Below are 13,478 nucleotides of genomic sequence, written 5' to 3'. Positions count from 1 at the left end.
CTTGATGAACTGCATATGAGGGCCTCAGCATTCGAGCGGCCCTCGTTCGCGTTCGCGGCATGCAAGGCTTTCGGCGATGGCCTCGCGATCCGACGGACGGCAGACGAAACTCGGCGAGATCTTTACCACCGATTCCCTTTGCTCGTCACCCAGATGAAACGAGCAGACTTCGGCGCCGCGCTCCCTCATCAGGTCGCATATCCTCCGATGCAATGCGACTTGAAACTCGTCGGGGCTTCCCATCGGCTTGATGCTGGACAGGTTGGCTACGCGGGAATGCGCTGATGCCATGGCGGTGCCGCGGTACTTGCCCTTCTTCCGGCCAACGAGAAGGTCCATGACGTTTATATCGGTCGAATGGAGAAGGGTCCCGTGCACCACCGACATGCCTCCGATGGCCTCCCATGCGAAGCCCGACACCTTCGCCCCTTCCAGGAAGAGATCGTTCCTGCCGGTCCTCTCGACGGGGAAGCCAAGCGTCCGCAATGCTTCCGCGACGAGATCGACCGGCATCCGCGAATAGCGATCGGGCACCACGAACGAATAGCATATGCACCCATCGTCGCGGTAGACAGCGCCTCCCCCCGTCGGACGCCTAACGATGTCGACACCGATCCTGCGTGCGACGGATACATCCACCTCCGCCGAGAGGTCCTGATTGAAGCCTATCGAAACGCAAGCGCGATCCCTATGCGTAACGAAGCAAGGGGTCCGGCATGATGCGAGCAGCTGTTCGAAGGCAAGGTTCTCCGCCGCGGTTCCAAACGGGCTGGCGCATTCGCCGATCTTCAAGCCGAGAAGGGCTTCGCCCGTCATGGCAGAATGAAGCCGATGGGCTCGTTTGATTTCGTCGTGCTCCCTGTAGGAACGACGATGTCCCCGAGCGTCCCCTCGACGGGAGCGGCGACGAACGTCGTCCCCTTCCCGGCTTCCATGCTGGCCACCGATTCCCCCGCCTTAACATGATCGCCAGGGGCCTTGAGCCAGAATATGTGGCGGAACCCTTCCGATACAACGATGGGGGTGCCTTGGGATCCATCCATGAAAATCACCTCGATCTAACGGTTTTCGTAATAGCTGCAGTTTTCACGCAGGCAAACGGCATTGGCCTCCGAGAAGGCGCAGCGCGCTTTCCGGGGCTCCGGCGAAGGGAACGATACGCAGAAGTCCCGTTCGAAGATGCCGGCCGCAACCTCGACGGCGATCCTCGAATCCCTCTTGCAGCAGCGCGGAGCGCCCGCGTCGGCTATCGCGAGCCCGATGAGGGCCACCATCTTCTGCCCTTCGGCCCAGCCGTTTTCCTTCAAAGGCTCATTACCCGAGGCGATCGCGTACGCCATGCCCGCAGATACCCCAGCACCGCACACTCCCCATCGCGCGCACGCAGCGCCGGGGACAGACGACGAGCGCACGCCCAGTTCCGAAAGCCGGGACAGCAACGTTTCCCCACTATCCCCTTTTGCGCTCGCTAGGGCTGTCAGCAGGCACGCGCCGACAATGAAATGATGATCCGCACCGAAAGCCGGGCACCGCGGATCGGCGAACAGCCTCTCGAGCAGATCGCAGGGAGCGACTGACTTTCCGAGCTCGCCGATGCACTCGTCCACGACCCAAGACAAGTTGTCCATCCATCCCTCCTAACATATCGAAATCATTCGATATGTTATGTCGGGAAAAAGCCAGAGTCAATAGGAATCGAGGCCGAATCCCCGCATCCTGCAAGGGTACGAAATCCAAAGGGACGCCCTGCATCTCCGACGAAGACGTCCCGATCACCGCGCGCCGCTCCTACAACGGTCGCTTCTCATACCATGCGGCCTTCAAGCGCAAAGAGGCATTCACGAGCAATATCAATGCAGGCACCTCCACAAGAGGGCCGATGACCGCGGCGAACGCTTCGCCGGATGCAAGCCCGAACGTCGCAGCCGCGACGGCTATGGTGAGCTCGAAATTATTCCCGGTCGCGGTGAAGGCGACCGACGCCATGCTGGGATAATCCGTCCCGACCTTCCTAGCCACGAAGGCGAGTGAGCTTCCGAGGGCGAACGCAAGCGAGAGCCGAAGATTTCGCCGTTCCTTTCTGCTCTACACCGCCGACGTACGCTATGGCGAGCGAGGCGCCCGAGAGCGAGCATGGCGTAAACGACGTGAGCACCCCGCTGATGAATGCCGCGCAGACGGCGACGGCGGGGCTCCCCCCCCTTATTAGAGACGAGGTTTGAGCCAGTATCTCATCCATGCTAGGCCCCCATACCCGATAGCAAAGCCTCCATCTGCTCCGAGGTCAATGCGCCCCGGTGCGCCGCAAGGGCGGCGACCACCACGACAATGATGGCGATCGCCGCGAGCAGCCTCGCTCTGGAGGAGAGGGCTGGGGCTTTCGTCATCGCAGCATCTTCTGGATCTCCGCAGGGGAAAGCACCTTGCCGGCGGAGACGACCTTCCCGTCGACGAGGAGCGCCGGGGTGGACATGACGCCCGCGGCCGCTACCTCGGCGAGATCGGTCACGTATTCGACCTTGATCGGCCTGCCGATTCGCTCAACCGCCTTAAGCGCGTTCTCGTGAAGCTGATGGCAGTTCTTGCATCCGGGCCCCATGACCTTAACGACGGTTCCATCGCCTGAATCCGAGGCGGAATCGCAAGCACCGCCGCAGTCGCAGGTGGGTTCTTCCACAATGCGCATGTCGCAGCACCCTCCGTGGCTCCCGCCGTCCTTCTTTCCGAACAGGCTTCCGAAGATCGACATTTCCAGTCCTTTCTCTCGTTTCTTATTTCCGACCGCCCTTCCGGCGGAAGGTTTCTACTAAAGCAGGATCGTGAAGGCGAACCCCGTCGCCGTGGCGACGATGAACACGCACAGCACGAACGTCGCCACCATGGGCTTCTTGAAGATGCTGTTGAGCAGCGACACCTCCGGGATGCTCGCGCCCGCCCCGCCCAGGATGAGCGCTATCACCACGCCGGCGGACACCCCTTTGCCCATGAGGATGCCGGCGATGGGGATCATGGTCTCCGCGCGGATGTACATGGGGATGCCGACGACCGCCGCCAAGGGGATGGCCCACAGGTCGTTCGCCCCCGCGAAGCCGGCGAGCAGCTCCTGCGGCACGAACCCGTAGATGAACGCGCCGATGCCCGCGCCCAGCAGAAGCCATCCGACGACCCCCCTGAACAGGCCGACCGCCTCTTTAAGCGAGATCAGCACGGCCTGGCGCTGCTTCTGCCAGAACGTCCCCTCGAGGGTCTCCCAGGTGGCGCCGTCCTGGGCGCCACCTTGAATCGAGACGTTCTTCACGTACCGGGAGAACCCGAGGGCGTCCAGGACGAGCCCGGCGACGACCGCGAACGCGAAGGCGAGCACGGCGTACACGGCGGTCGGGACGGGCCCGAAGAACACGAGCAGCAGAGCCAGGATCGCCGGATTCAGGACGGGCGATGTCAGAAGGAACGAGATCGCCCCGGAGAACGGCGCGCCGCTTCTGAACAGGCCCACGAGAACGGGGATGGTCGAGCACGAGCAGAACGGGGTGACCGCTCCGAGCGCCGCTCCCAGGAGCGCGTTGGTCACCTTATGAGGCCTCGTGAGGAGGCGCTTGATGCGCTCCTTCGAGACGTAGACCTGCAGCAGGGCGACGAGGAAGCTGATGCCTATGAAGAGGGCGAACAGCTCGCCGAAGAGCATCAGGAACGTCTGCCCGGCCGAGATGAGGGTTGATTGGATGTCCATGGTTTCCTTCCTTTCGGTTCCGTCTGGTCAAAGCGACAGCTCGGCAGCGTCAGACGGACCGGCATCGGAACCTCCGTTTGCATCGGCACATGAGAGCCCTCCCTAGGCGAACAGCGGCTGCAGCGCGTTGAACAAGTAGCCGCTCGCGATCATGCCCGCGAGGCACACGCCCACGAACGTCGCCAGCAGCTTCGGCCTCACCACGCGGGAGAGCATGGTGAGCGAAGGGATGGAGAGCACGGTCACGCTCATCATGAAGGCGAGCAGGGTTCCCAGCCCCACGCCCTTCGCGTAGAGCGCCTCTGCGATGGGCAGCGTTCCGAAGATGTCGGCGTAGATCGGCGCGCCGACGATTGCGGCGAGCACCACCGCGAAGGGGTTGCCGTCGCCGAGAACGGCCTCGATGATCTCCTGCGGGATCCAGTTGTGGATGAGCGCGCCTATAGCCACGCCCGCGAGGATGAACGGGAACACCTTCTTGAAGGTCGAGGCCGTCGACGACGCGGCGAAGGCGAGGCGGTCGCGAACGTCCATCATCTCCTCGTCGGTTCCCGCCGGACCCTCCGCCCGCACGAACTCCTGGATCTGGTCGTCCATGCCGAGCCGCTGGATGACGGCGCCGCCCGCTATCGCTATGACGAGCCCCACGACGGTGTATATGATCGCGATCTGCGGCCCGAAGATGCTCATGACCAAGACGAGGGAGGCAAGGTCGACCATGGGCGAGGAGATGAGGAACGAGAACGTGACGCCCAGCGGCAGCCCCGCGCGGGTGAACGCGATGAACAGCGGGATGGAGCTGCAGGCGCAAAACGGCGTGACCGTCCCGAGCAGGGCGCCGATGACGTTGCCCGCGATCCCCTTGAAGCGCCCGAGGATGCGCTTGCTCCGCTCCGGCGGGAAGAAGCTCTGCACGTAGCTGATGACGAATATCATCACGCATAGGAGGATCACGATCTTGACGGTGTCGTAGAGGAAGAACTGCAGGCTCCCTCCCCATCGCGACGCCGTGTCGACGCCGGCCGACGCGAGCAGCCCCGTGACGAGCTCGCTCAGCCATTCCATCTTCAGCACCTGGTCCATGAGGAACGATCCTATCGCCTCCATGATGTCCCGCCTTTCATTTCGAAAATATTCGATATATTGTCCGTATGCCAATATATCGAAAGAAATCGAAATGTAAAGGGGCGTATTTCTGCTAGAAAGAAAAGTCGACGCAAGAACGAGTAAACGGTTTCTGGGGCGACGACTATTGAGGCGAGATCAATCGCAAGTGCGCATGCCCCACGATAACCACCGTTGCCGAAGGAGGATAGGCCCCAAGGCGAGCTCGGCCGTCACCGGCAAAATGCACCCGGGCATCGAGATCACCTGACCCGGCTCTTCCAGGCTTCGTAGTCCGCTTCGCCTATCTCGCCCTCGTCGAGCCGGCGCTTCATCTCCGCCCACTTCTCGATGGCGGTCACCATCTTCGGGGCATGCTCGGCCATGCGGTCGATGCGCAGCGTGCCGTCCGGCCTGGGAGTCACCCCGCAGGCGTCCTCGAGGCGGAAGAGCACCTCCAGGGCATCGCGGACGCTTTCGACCTCGATTTCCCTCAGGGCCTGGACGTCGATGCCGACCGCCGCGGCGATACGCTCTAAGACCTCGGGATTGGGCTTCCTCTTCCCGAGCTCGTAAAGTCTTATCGACGCCTCCGAAACCCCGAGCGCCTTCGCGACCTCCGCCTGCGTCATGCCCGCCGCCTCGCGCGCCGCCCTTATCCTTTTCCCTACGCTCAACCAGACCGCTCCTCGCTCCATGCAGGCATCCGCGCGGCACTTCGGGGAAAGCCCGGATCGATGCCCGACGCGTCCTCATGGGAGGCGCCGCCCACGGCGCCGAATAGCCCGATATTCTCGCTCTAGATTATAAGCCCCTGTCCCGCAGCCCGCCACACGGGTCCGCCGCACGCCCCCGTCCGCAGGCGGACGCCCCATCTCTCCGGGAAGGCCGCCCCCTTCCCGTCGCACGCCCCTCACCTAACGCCTTCGGATGCTCGAGTAACGCACGGAACCCGAGCGCGCACGCAAGGGCCGCGGCGCTTTTCGGAAATTCTTCCCTAAAGATGTTCTTCTGAAAGACGAAAAGATTTTCCGAAAACCGGCATCGGGGGATGTTCGACCAGGCCGACTCCGCTTCCTCCCTTGCATGGCGTCGGAACCCGTGCGCCCTTCGCGCCGCAAGGCGCTGGGCAAGGGGCCCAGCCCGAAACCGAAAGGGGTCAGCCATGACAGAGAAGATTCAGGAACGCGCCATCGAGGCAGCCGCCAAGTTCGTGGACCGCCGGGGCTACGAGGTGCTCGACAGGGCCTGGTCCGCCGAAGAGGGGATCTCGGTCGACCTGGTCGCCAGGGACGGGGACGCGATCGTGTTCATCGACGTCGCCGCCCGCGAGGGCATCGACAAGGGCCTCCCCGAGGAGGACCCCGTCGGCTGCCGCCAGCGTATGGAGATCGCGGCGGCGAGGTGGCTGGCGGAGCATGCCGAGGAGCTCGCGGACGTCACCGTCCGGTTCGACCTGATAGCCCTGATGGTCATCGACGAAAAGCGCGCCCTGCTGAGGCACCACGTCAACGCCCTCGGCTGCGGGGAGTTCGCCGATTCGGCCGATTAAGCCCCTTTCGGGCCGGCATCGGATCAGCCCCTCGGGGACCGAAACCCCGAGGGGCTAATATACGGAAGGCCTCAGCCGAGCAGCAGGCGGCTCCAGAAGCCCCTCGCGCCGGGGCCCGAGGATGCGAGCATCTCGAACATGCGCCGCCTCGTCTCGGGGGGCATAGACTCGAAGTCCTCGCGCATCGCCCGCTCCACCTCCTCGGTGCTCGAGCGCATGCCCTCGATTATCTCGGCCTTCTCCTCCAGGCTGTAGCCCTCCGGATCGGACAGGGCCAGGTCCGCCCGGAAATGGGCCACCTCGTGGTCTTCCCGCAGCCGGCGATATTCCTCTTCGCTAAGCATCGGACCCCCTATCCGAAAGAGCCTTCCCGCGCATTGTACAGGCCCCGCCTCCCGCGGATCTCGCACGGACCTAACGCGAACCTAACGCGGATCTCACCCGCAGACCGCGCCTCATGCGCCTCTTCGTTCGAACATAGCAGTACGTTTCTGTACTGTTATGTGCTAAACTGTGGATACAGTACAGTTTCGTACTGTTATTGAAAGCCACCCGAAAGGCCGGAGATGAAGACGATAGCCATAAGCAACTACAAAGGGGGCGTCGGCAAGACCACGACCGCGGTGAACCTGGCGTCCGTGTTCGCGTCGAAAGGCCGGCGCGTGCTCCTCGTCGACCTCGACCCGCAGGCGTCGGCGACCGACTACTTCGGCCTCTACGGCCAAGCGGAAGAGGAGGGGCGGAGCGCCATCGAGCTGCTCTACGGGCACGCCCCCGTCGCGGACCTCGCCTTCGAAACGGATGTCGAGGGGCTCTCGGTGATCCCCTCGATCATCGACCTGGTCGACCAGAACGAGCTCCTGCTCCACGAGCAGACGCTCAAGTTCGCGCTCGCCGACGCGGCGGGAGACTACGACCTCGCCATCATCGACTGCTCGCCGGTGATGAAGCGGCTGGCGGTCAACGCCTACATCGCCGCCTCCGCGGGGGGCATGGTGGTGATCCCGGTCAAGCTCGACGGCTCGGTCATGAGGGGGACCGCCCTCACGGTCAACGCCATGAGGCGGGTCAGCGACGCGCTGCGGCTCCCGACCCCCAACTTCAGGATCCTGCGGACGTGCGTCCCTGGGCGCCAGACGCGGAGCAACGCGACGGGCACCGAGATCCTCGACAGGTTCTTCGCCGGCAGGCAGTTCGAGACGAGCATCCACTCCTCGACCAAAGTCGGCGAAGGCTCCTGGGTCTGGAAGCCGGTCGTCGACTACGCCCCGTCGAGCAGGCCCGCGCAGGACTACCTCGCCCTCGCCGAGGAGGTGGACCGTGAGCTCTCCTAAAGACGCCGCGAAGGCTTTCACCATCGCCGGGCTCCTCGACGAGAGCGCCGCCACCAGGAGGCGCTTCCCCATAGAGGAGATAGAGGTCTCGGACATCGCCGACCATCCCGGAAACGCCGTCTACTCGATGGACGAGAAGGCCATCGGGAGGCTTGCCGAGTCCATACGCAAGGACGGGCTCACGGACATCCCGCTCGTCAGGAAGCTTCCCGACGGCGGCTTCCAGATGATATCCGGGCACCGGCGCATGGCCGCGTACCGGCTCCTCTCCGCGCACGACGAGGGCTACGCGAGGATGCCGTGCCGGATCGTCGAGGGCGTCACCGACGAGCAGGCCATCGCGCTCCTCCACGCCGCCAACTACTTCACGAGGGAGCTCACCGTCACGGAGCGCGCCGCCGCGACGCGGGCGCTCGGGGCCGAGGTCGAGCGCATGAGAGGAAGCGACCCGCGCCTTTCCGGCATGAGGACCGAAGACATCAAGGCGGAGATCATCAGCAGCCAGACGGGGCGGAAGGTCTCGGGCAAGTCGATCCGGAGGCAGGAGGCGCTCGCCTCGACGATCGAGAACGACCTCTCCCTCGGATGGAGGAAGCTGGCGGACGAGGGGGCCCTTTCGAGCCAGGCGATCAAGATGCTCGTCAAAGTGCCCCAAAAGGAGCAGATGAGACTCCACGTCCAATGGGCCGAGGAAGGCGGATACGGCAAGCGCGACACCACCGACTTCATCCGGAGGAACACCGCGAGGGGAGCCGACGCGGACGACCGGCTGCGCCGGGCGGACAGGGAGATCCAGAAGTTCCTCTCCAGGCACCGAACGCCCCTCCCACAGGCGGACCGAGGCATGATCGAGGCCATCTCCAGGCATGCCGAGGAGCTGGGAAGGCTCCTCTAGGCGTTCGGCAGGGGCTCGCGGCGGATAAGGACGCCTCCTCCATCGGCCGTGAGCCCCGGGTTTAGCAAGTAGCCCATGGAAGGGATACAAATCCCTTCCAATGGTTTCCCGTAGATACAGACCCACGGCAAGCGCCGGCCTCCTCCCTTCGCATCGCGAACGGGTCGGAGAACCGGCTCGGTCGCCCAGCCTGCCGGGGCAAGCCCGACAGACCCGGCTTCCTCGTCGCGGGGGAGCCCCCGCTGGCCCCTAAGCGAAAGGTTTCGCCCATGAGCAAGAAAAACCCCAAGACCGCGGACTTCCACATACGCATGACCCCGGAAGAGCGGGCCCACATCGACGAGATCGCCGAGAAATGCGGCCTCACGAGATCCGACCTCATCCGCCTTTTGGCGCAGCTTCCCGCCAGCGAGATCCACTGGTCTAACGTCCGCCTGGTCGTCGTCGACGCCAAGGAGATATCGCGCATCCACAAGGAAATGCGCCGGTTCGGCACGAACCTGAACCAGGCGACGCATGCGCTCAACTCCATCTCTTACTACTTGCGGCACGGAAAGCTCCGGTACGAGTACCTGGACATCGCCCTCCCGGAGATCCGCGAGAAGCTGGATGCCGTGAACGCCCGGCAGGAAAAATTGTGCGAGGAGATGTCACGGCTCGAGACCGCGATGTTCGCGAGGTGGTGAGGATGCCAGTGCTGAAGCCCATATCGGGACACGGAAACTGCGTCCCGGTCCAAAGGTACCTCGAGAAGAACGGGCGCGCGCTCGCGCGCGACTTCTTCAATTTCTCCGAGACGCCGGACGCGGACCTCATGCGCGAGCCCGAATTCGGGAAGCCCTTCGATTGGGCGGCGGAAATGGACGCCTTCAGAGCCGAATGCGGCAACGACGATCCATGGAACGGGAAGAGGGCCCGCACCTTCAAGCATTTCGTGCTGTCTCCCTCCCCGGAAGACGAAGTGAGCCTCGATGAGCTCAGGGAGCTGGCGCACGCATGGGCGCTCCACTTCTTTCCCGAGCACCACATCGCAATCATCTACCACGACGACAACGAAAACCGCATCCCCCATGCGCACATCGTCGTGAACAACACGAACGTGGTCACAGGCAGGAGGATGCATACCGACAACCCCCTCGATCTCAACCGGGCGCTCCAGGAGATGGCGGCCGAGCGGGGACTCAGGGCGCTCAGCAACGAAAGGCCCGAGCCCAGCACGGGCTTCCAGCGACTCGCGGCAAACAAGGGCGAGCCCAGAGCGAAAGCGCGCACCCTGCAGGAGACCTACCGCAGCCGAGCCGAGCGAAGGGCCGAGGCGGCGGGCGGCTACTCGTGGGTGGCGGACATCAGGAACAGGGTGGGCATCGCGAAGGGCCTTGCCAGAAACGAGCAGGAGTTCCGCAGCATCCTCGTGATGATGGGAGTCGGGATCGAGGACAACTCCCCCCGCGCGCGCAGGCAAGACTGGATCTTCTCGCTCGCCGACGCGCCCGCCCGCCGCGTATCGGGAGAGCGCCTGGGCGCATCCTTCGGCAAGGCCGCGCTGGAGAGACGGCTCCTCGGAGCGAGGGCAGAGCACCTGCCGGACGCATCCTCGCGGGAGCTCCTGCGCCTCGCCAGGAAGGCAGTCGAACTCAAGGACCTCGACGAGCTGGATTCGCTCTCAAATGCGTTAGAGGTCTGCAGCAAATGGCGCATCATGTCCCTCGACGCTGCCGACAGCGCGATCGCGGCGCAACGAGGCAGGCTGCGAAACGGAGTTCCCGCCAGCCAGGAAACCCGCATCCGAAAGGAGATTGAGGCCCTGGAGCATGCGAGGGACTTCCTGAAGGAGAGAAGGGCGCTCCCGCTCCACGACGTCAGCCGAAGGAGCGATCGCGCCAGCGGCAAAGGAAGCTGGGCGGGCGAACCATCGGGCTCCGAGCGAAACACCCCGCAACGCGAGCAGCCGCGCGAAAGGAGGGAGGAGCGCCAGCGATGAAGGTAGTCATCACATACGACAACGGGAGGGTCGACGTCTTCGACGACGGGCGGTTCACCGCCGCGCAGCCCTTCGGAAGCAACGCGATGCTCGCGAACTACGAGCTGAGGTTCGACCGTCTGGGGCAGACGGGCTTGTGGCTTTGCATCCATCATTACGACATCTCCCCGGGAGCGGCGCAGCTCGATTCCCAGGAGGGGACGCCCAGAGCCTCAAGGAGCCGAGGATGGCAGTTCCTGCTCGCGGAGAAGGAAGAGGTTTCGCATGTGGTCCAAATAAAGGCCGATGAAAGAGAGCTCGCGTTCCGCGTGGGAGGAGAGCTCGTGGACGCGGCGAAGTTCAAGCAGATGGTCGACCTGTGCATCAGCGACGCCTCTCAGAAGAGCAAGGCGCAGTGCGCCGTCGAGCTCTTCGGCATCCTGTCCCGCATGCCCGGCGCTTCGGTGGCGGCACCCGAAGAGATCTGCTCGAGGTTCGGCTTCGGACTCGGAGCGTACGACGAGGCGCTGGCCATAAGCGCCTCGCCCCCCGGCTCCTTTGGAGAGCGGCATCCCGGTAAGGAAGACGGAACCCAGGACGTAGGGTGCGAGTGGATGAAAGGATTAGACGATGAGGTTCCTGATTAAAGCGACGGTAGGGTTCTTCGGCTGGTTGATCCGAGCCGTGTTCAGATTCGTGTAGAGGAGTGCGGGATGAATGACAAGCCCAAGAAAATCAAGGGGAAGATACTTGCTGTCTTCAAGAACAAAAAGAAGACGACCATCATAGCAGGCTGCGCCGCGGTGGTCTTCATAGCCGCGGCATGCTTCCCCGCGATTGCCGCGCACCAGATCAACCTGTCTTCTGAAAGCAGAAAGACGGAAGAACAAATAACCGCTGAAGGCACGAGCATATCGGGCGACAACCCGGCCGATCAAGGAAACGCCGGGGTGAAACTCAGCGATACCGAACCATGCGCGCCTGATGTCCGTCCATCGGAAATCCAAGTTGCAAAAGAATCCATAGCAGCCGATCAAGCAGTAGCGGGTGGCAACGCCACCGTCGTCGATGAGGTCAATGCGAGCACCTCAATCTCGACGGAAGACTCCGCTAAATCGCAAGAAAATAGCCCTAGCTACTCCCAAAAGACCTGGGTCGAGGACACCGAGAGAATCTGGGTCGTCGACAGAGCTGCATGGGTCGAAACGGCCCCCGTCTACGAGAGCATCGAGAGATCGATCTGCGACGTCTGCGGCGCCGACATCACGGGAAGCACGTCGGCACACAACAAGCAGCACATGCTCGCCGGAGAAGGCTCTGGTTACCACAGCGAAGTTCAACGGGTGAAGGTCGGCGAAGAGACCATCGAGCACCGCGAGGAAGGGCATTGGGAGACCGTTGTTGTTGGAGGCCATTGGGAAAAAGCATTTTAACCGGAACCCAAGCATTATTAATTGTCTTCGCTAGACAATTGCAAATCCAGCAAACAGCGATTTCGCCTTCCTCATTCCTATCGGGCGCTGCACAATCCCTTGAATTGCAAACGTTGGGCCAGAACCTCAGTTTTGGCTCTCTTGGCCCCTCTCGATGAGCTCGGTCAGGGCGGACCTGTAAGCCTCCTCATCAAGACGCAGAGCTTCTAAGAAATCTTTTGTCGCCAGAAGAACGATTTCCTTAAAGCTTTTCTTGTCAAACTCTTCGTGCTCGCAGTCAATTTTGAGTTCATCTGGGTCAAAAATGTCTTTAACCTTCACAATTTCGTCGACGAGCCCCTTGATGTCTGGCGCATCGGTTGTCAGAGTCACTTCGTGACCCGGAGCGAGCGTTACGGTTATGTCTTTACTCTCCATATTTCATAAGCCTTCTCTTCACGGCATCCTTTCCTCCGTCGAGGATAACCGAAGCCTTATCTATGATCTTTCCATACTCGAGGGCGCCATACTCATAGACAAAATGTCCGGGTGAAGGTTGCTTCGCCACGATCACATTCTCGGCGTCCGCGTTGATTACGATATTCGCGTCATGGGTGACGACAATTACTTGCCTTGTGGACTTGAGCCCTAAAAACCAATTTCTAATGTCCTTGTATATTGTCTGGTTGTCGACATTGTCCTCAGGCTGATCAATAAGCAGGGGCAGGCTGGTATCTTTGTGAACAATGTACTCGATCAATATGTTGGTCTGAGTACCGGGCGAGAGGCTCTTAATATCTCGGTAAACCCCATCCCCAGAGTCAAAGCGTATTGAAGAGCGCTCTTCGTAATTGAGTTCAAAAGCTTTCAGCTTGTCGTAAAGGCGTTCCCAGTCAGACCCTTTCCTATATCCCTCTTCGCTAAAACAAAAAGATCCTATGTAATCCCAGAGATTATCCCTAGTGCATTGACCGAGACCCGGAATCACTTTAACGCAGTCGTTTATCGTTCGAATCATAAAGTCAATAGGATGTTCAACACACAGTTCGCGCATGAACTTAAAGGATTCTGCTCTCTCGCCGTCAGCAAATACATGTTTTTCGTAATATGGCTCAAATCCGTCGCAAACTTTAATCAACGTCCTAACCAGAGAAACTCGTTTTCTGATCCCCAGGGTCTCATGGCTAAACGCTTCGTTAAACAGATCTATCTGCTGCTTTCTGGTTGCTTGGGCATCGCTGATCGAGGCCTTTTTCTCGAGAAAAATATCAACAAATCGATTCCGGAGATATGGACCCGAGAAATACTGGCGCCTGCAATCGTGAGCAACGTCACAAATCTCCTTTTCCAGATGTTTAATTGCCGCCGAGACCCGACGGTCCTCGGCGACGGTAGGAGGAAGGCATTTCACTACCGCGGCCTGAACTTTCTCGACAGCCGACCGATAATCAAAAGACTCCAGTTTCTTATCCTCCACCTTTTCGACCAAAG

The 13,478-nt window shown here is 61.6% G+C and carries 18 protein-coding genes; 7 read left to right on the top strand and 11 right to left on the bottom strand.

Annotated features, from left to right (window positions below; all coding sequences use genetic code 11):
• Positions 1–24: 24 nt before the first annotated feature.
• The 8 genes from C1877_RS01415 to C1877_RS01380 form a co-directional block, all read right to left on the bottom strand.
• Positions 25–816, bottom strand: a complete 792-nt coding sequence (locus tag C1877_RS01415; RefSeq protein WP_114568162.1) for a lipoate--protein ligase family protein — start codon at positions 814–816, stop codon at positions 25–27.
• Positions 813–1,043, bottom strand: a complete 231-nt coding sequence (locus C1877_RS01410) for a biotin/lipoyl-containing protein (protein ID WP_114568161.1) — start codon at positions 1,041–1,043, stop codon at positions 813–815. The genes C1877_RS01415 and C1877_RS01410 overlap by 4 nt, the downstream gene beginning before the upstream one ends.
• 15 nt (positions 1,044–1,058) lie before the next feature.
• Positions 1,059–1,628: a DUF5714 domain-containing protein gene (locus C1877_RS01405; protein ID WP_114568160.1), complete on the bottom strand. Its 570-nt coding sequence runs from the start codon at positions 1,626–1,628 to the stop codon at positions 1,059–1,061.
• A gap of 160 nt (positions 1,629–1,788) precedes the next feature.
• Positions 1,789–2,019, bottom strand: a complete 231-nt coding sequence (locus C1877_RS01400) for an arsenic resistance protein (protein ID WP_181813765.1) — start codon at positions 2,017–2,019, stop codon at positions 1,789–1,791.
• 364 nt (positions 2,020–2,383) lie between these two features.
• Entirely contained in the window at positions 2,384–2,749 is a 366-nt protein-coding gene (locus C1877_RS01395; protein WP_114568159.1) for a thioredoxin family protein, read from the bottom strand.
• 57 nt (positions 2,750–2,806) lie between these two features.
• Positions 2,807–3,730, bottom strand: coding sequence for a permease (locus C1877_RS01390; RefSeq protein ID WP_114568158.1), 924 nt, complete (start codon positions 3,728–3,730; stop codon positions 2,807–2,809).
• Positions 3,731–3,832: 102 nt separating this feature from the next.
• A complete protein-coding gene (locus tag C1877_RS01385; protein ID WP_114568157.1) occupies positions 3,833–4,837 on the bottom strand; it encodes a permease in 1,005 nt (334 codons plus the stop codon).
• Positions 4,838–5,097: 260 nt separating this feature from the next.
• The gene (locus tag C1877_RS01380; protein ID WP_181813764.1) at positions 5,098–5,511 is read right to left on the bottom strand and encodes a helix-turn-helix domain-containing protein; all 414 of its coding nucleotides are present in this window, start codon (positions 5,509–5,511) and stop codon (positions 5,098–5,100) included.
• Positions 5,512–5,999: 488 nt separating this feature from the next.
• Here C1877_RS01380 and C1877_RS01375 point away from each other — a divergent pair, with 488 nt between their 5' ends.
• Complete coding sequence (locus C1877_RS01375; protein WP_114568155.1) at positions 6,000–6,386, top strand: YraN family protein; 387 nt, start codon at positions 6,000–6,002, stop codon at positions 6,384–6,386.
• Between the two features lie 71 nt (positions 6,387–6,457).
• On the opposite strand, the gene C1877_RS01370 is transcribed toward C1877_RS01375, so the two are convergent.
• A complete protein-coding gene (locus tag C1877_RS01370) occupies positions 6,458–6,730 on the bottom strand; it encodes a hypothetical protein (RefSeq protein WP_114568154.1) in 273 nt (90 codons plus the stop codon).
• A gap of 222 nt (positions 6,731–6,952) precedes the next feature.
• Between C1877_RS01370 and C1877_RS01365 the strand changes: the two genes are divergently transcribed.
• The 6 genes from C1877_RS01365 to C1877_RS01340 all read left to right on the top strand — a co-directional run bounded on the left by C1877_RS01365 (position 6,953) and on the right by C1877_RS01340 (position 12,008).
• Positions 6,953–7,720: a ParA family protein gene (locus C1877_RS01365; RefSeq protein ID WP_114568153.1), complete on the top strand. Its 768-nt coding sequence runs from the start codon at positions 6,953–6,955 to the stop codon at positions 7,718–7,720.
• Complete coding sequence (locus C1877_RS01360) at positions 7,707–8,615, top strand: ParB/RepB/Spo0J family partition protein (RefSeq protein ID WP_114568152.1); 909 nt, start codon at positions 7,707–7,709, stop codon at positions 8,613–8,615. The genes C1877_RS01365 and C1877_RS01360 overlap by 14 nt, the downstream gene beginning before the upstream one ends.
• 269 nt (positions 8,616–8,884) lie before the next feature.
• Positions 8,885–9,301: a plasmid mobilization protein gene (locus C1877_RS01355; protein WP_114568151.1), complete on the top strand. Its 417-nt coding sequence runs from the start codon at positions 8,885–8,887 to the stop codon at positions 9,299–9,301.
• A 2-nt stretch (positions 9,302–9,303) separates the two neighbouring features.
• A complete protein-coding gene (locus tag C1877_RS01350) occupies positions 9,304–10,596 on the top strand; it encodes a relaxase/mobilization nuclease domain-containing protein (RefSeq protein ID WP_147274490.1) in 1,293 nt (430 codons plus the stop codon).
• Complete coding sequence (locus C1877_RS01345; RefSeq protein WP_114568149.1) at positions 10,593–11,222, top strand: hypothetical protein; 630 nt, start codon at positions 10,593–10,595, stop codon at positions 11,220–11,222. Before C1877_RS01350 ends, C1877_RS01345 begins: the two co-directional genes overlap by 4 nt.
• Positions 11,223–11,288: 66 nt before the next feature.
• Positions 11,289–12,008, top strand: a complete 720-nt coding sequence (locus C1877_RS01340) for a hypothetical protein (protein ID WP_114568148.1) — start codon at positions 11,289–11,291, stop codon at positions 12,006–12,008.
• A 126-nt stretch (positions 12,009–12,134) separates the two neighbouring features.
• Here C1877_RS01340 and C1877_RS01335 read toward each other — a convergent pair whose 3' ends face one another.
• Complete coding sequence (locus C1877_RS01335; protein ID WP_114568147.1) at positions 12,135–12,425, bottom strand: hypothetical protein; 291 nt, start codon at positions 12,423–12,425, stop codon at positions 12,135–12,137.
• Positions 12,415–13,476, bottom strand: a complete 1,062-nt coding sequence (locus C1877_RS01330; protein WP_147274489.1) for an ATP-binding protein — start codon at positions 13,474–13,476, stop codon at positions 12,415–12,417. Before C1877_RS01330 ends, C1877_RS01335 begins: the two co-directional genes overlap by 11 nt.
• Positions 13,477–13,478: the final 2 nt, after the last annotated feature.

It is taken from the genome of Gordonibacter pamelaeae (assembly GCF_003340385.1).
In the GTDB taxonomy this organism is placed as follows: domain Bacteria; phylum Actinomycetota; class Coriobacteriia; order Coriobacteriales; family Eggerthellaceae; genus Gordonibacter; species Gordonibacter pamelaeae.
Note: the sequence above shows the minus strand (reverse complement) of the source record. Positions and strands in the feature narration are given on the sequence as shown.

Bases quoted from the DNA above. Each gene is read 5' to 3' on its own strand.
- C1877_RS01365 (WP_114568153.1), top strand. From the start codon at position 6,953: ATGAAGACGATAGCCATAAGCAACTACAAAGGGGGCGTCGGCAAGACC.
- C1877_RS01410 (WP_114568161.1), bottom strand. From the start codon at position 1,043: ATGGATGGATCCCAAGGCACCCCCATCGTTGTATCGGAAGGGTTCCGC.
- C1877_RS01350 (WP_147274490.1), top strand. From the start codon at position 9,304: ATGCCAGTGCTGAAGCCCATATCGGGACACGGAAACTGCGTCCCGGTC.
- C1877_RS01355 (WP_114568151.1), top strand. From the start codon at position 8,885: ATGAGCAAGAAAAACCCCAAGACCGCGGACTTCCACATACGCATGACC.
- C1877_RS01390 (WP_114568158.1), bottom strand. From the start codon at position 3,730: ATGGACATCCAATCAACCCTCATCTCGGCCGGGCAGACGTTCCTGATG.
- C1877_RS01340 (WP_114568148.1), top strand. From the start codon at position 11,289: ATGAATGACAAGCCCAAGAAAATCAAGGGGAAGATACTTGCTGTCTTC.
- C1877_RS01335 (WP_114568147.1), bottom strand. From the start codon at position 12,425: ATGGAGAGTAAAGACATAACCGTAACGCTCGCTCCGGGTCACGAAGTG.
- C1877_RS01345 (WP_114568149.1), top strand. From the start codon at position 10,593: ATGAAGGTAGTCATCACATACGACAACGGGAGGGTCGACGTCTTCGAC.
- C1877_RS01415 (WP_114568162.1), bottom strand. From the start codon at position 816: ATGACGGGCGAAGCCCTTCTCGGCTTGAAGATCGGCGAATGCGCCAGC.
- C1877_RS01385 (WP_114568157.1), bottom strand. From the start codon at position 4,837: ATGGAGGCGATAGGATCGTTCCTCATGGACCAGGTGCTGAAGATGGAA.
- C1877_RS01370 (WP_114568154.1), bottom strand. From the start codon at position 6,730: ATGCTTAGCGAAGAGGAATATCGCCGGCTGCGGGAAGACCACGAGGTG.
- C1877_RS01375 (WP_114568155.1), top strand. From the start codon at position 6,000: ATGACAGAGAAGATTCAGGAACGCGCCATCGAGGCAGCCGCCAAGTTC.
- C1877_RS01405 (WP_114568160.1), bottom strand. From the start codon at position 1,628: ATGGACAACTTGTCTTGGGTCGTGGACGAGTGCATCGGCGAGCTCGGA.
- C1877_RS01395 (WP_114568159.1), bottom strand. From the start codon at position 2,749: ATGTCGATCTTCGGAAGCCTGTTCGGAAAGAAGGACGGCGGGAGCCAC.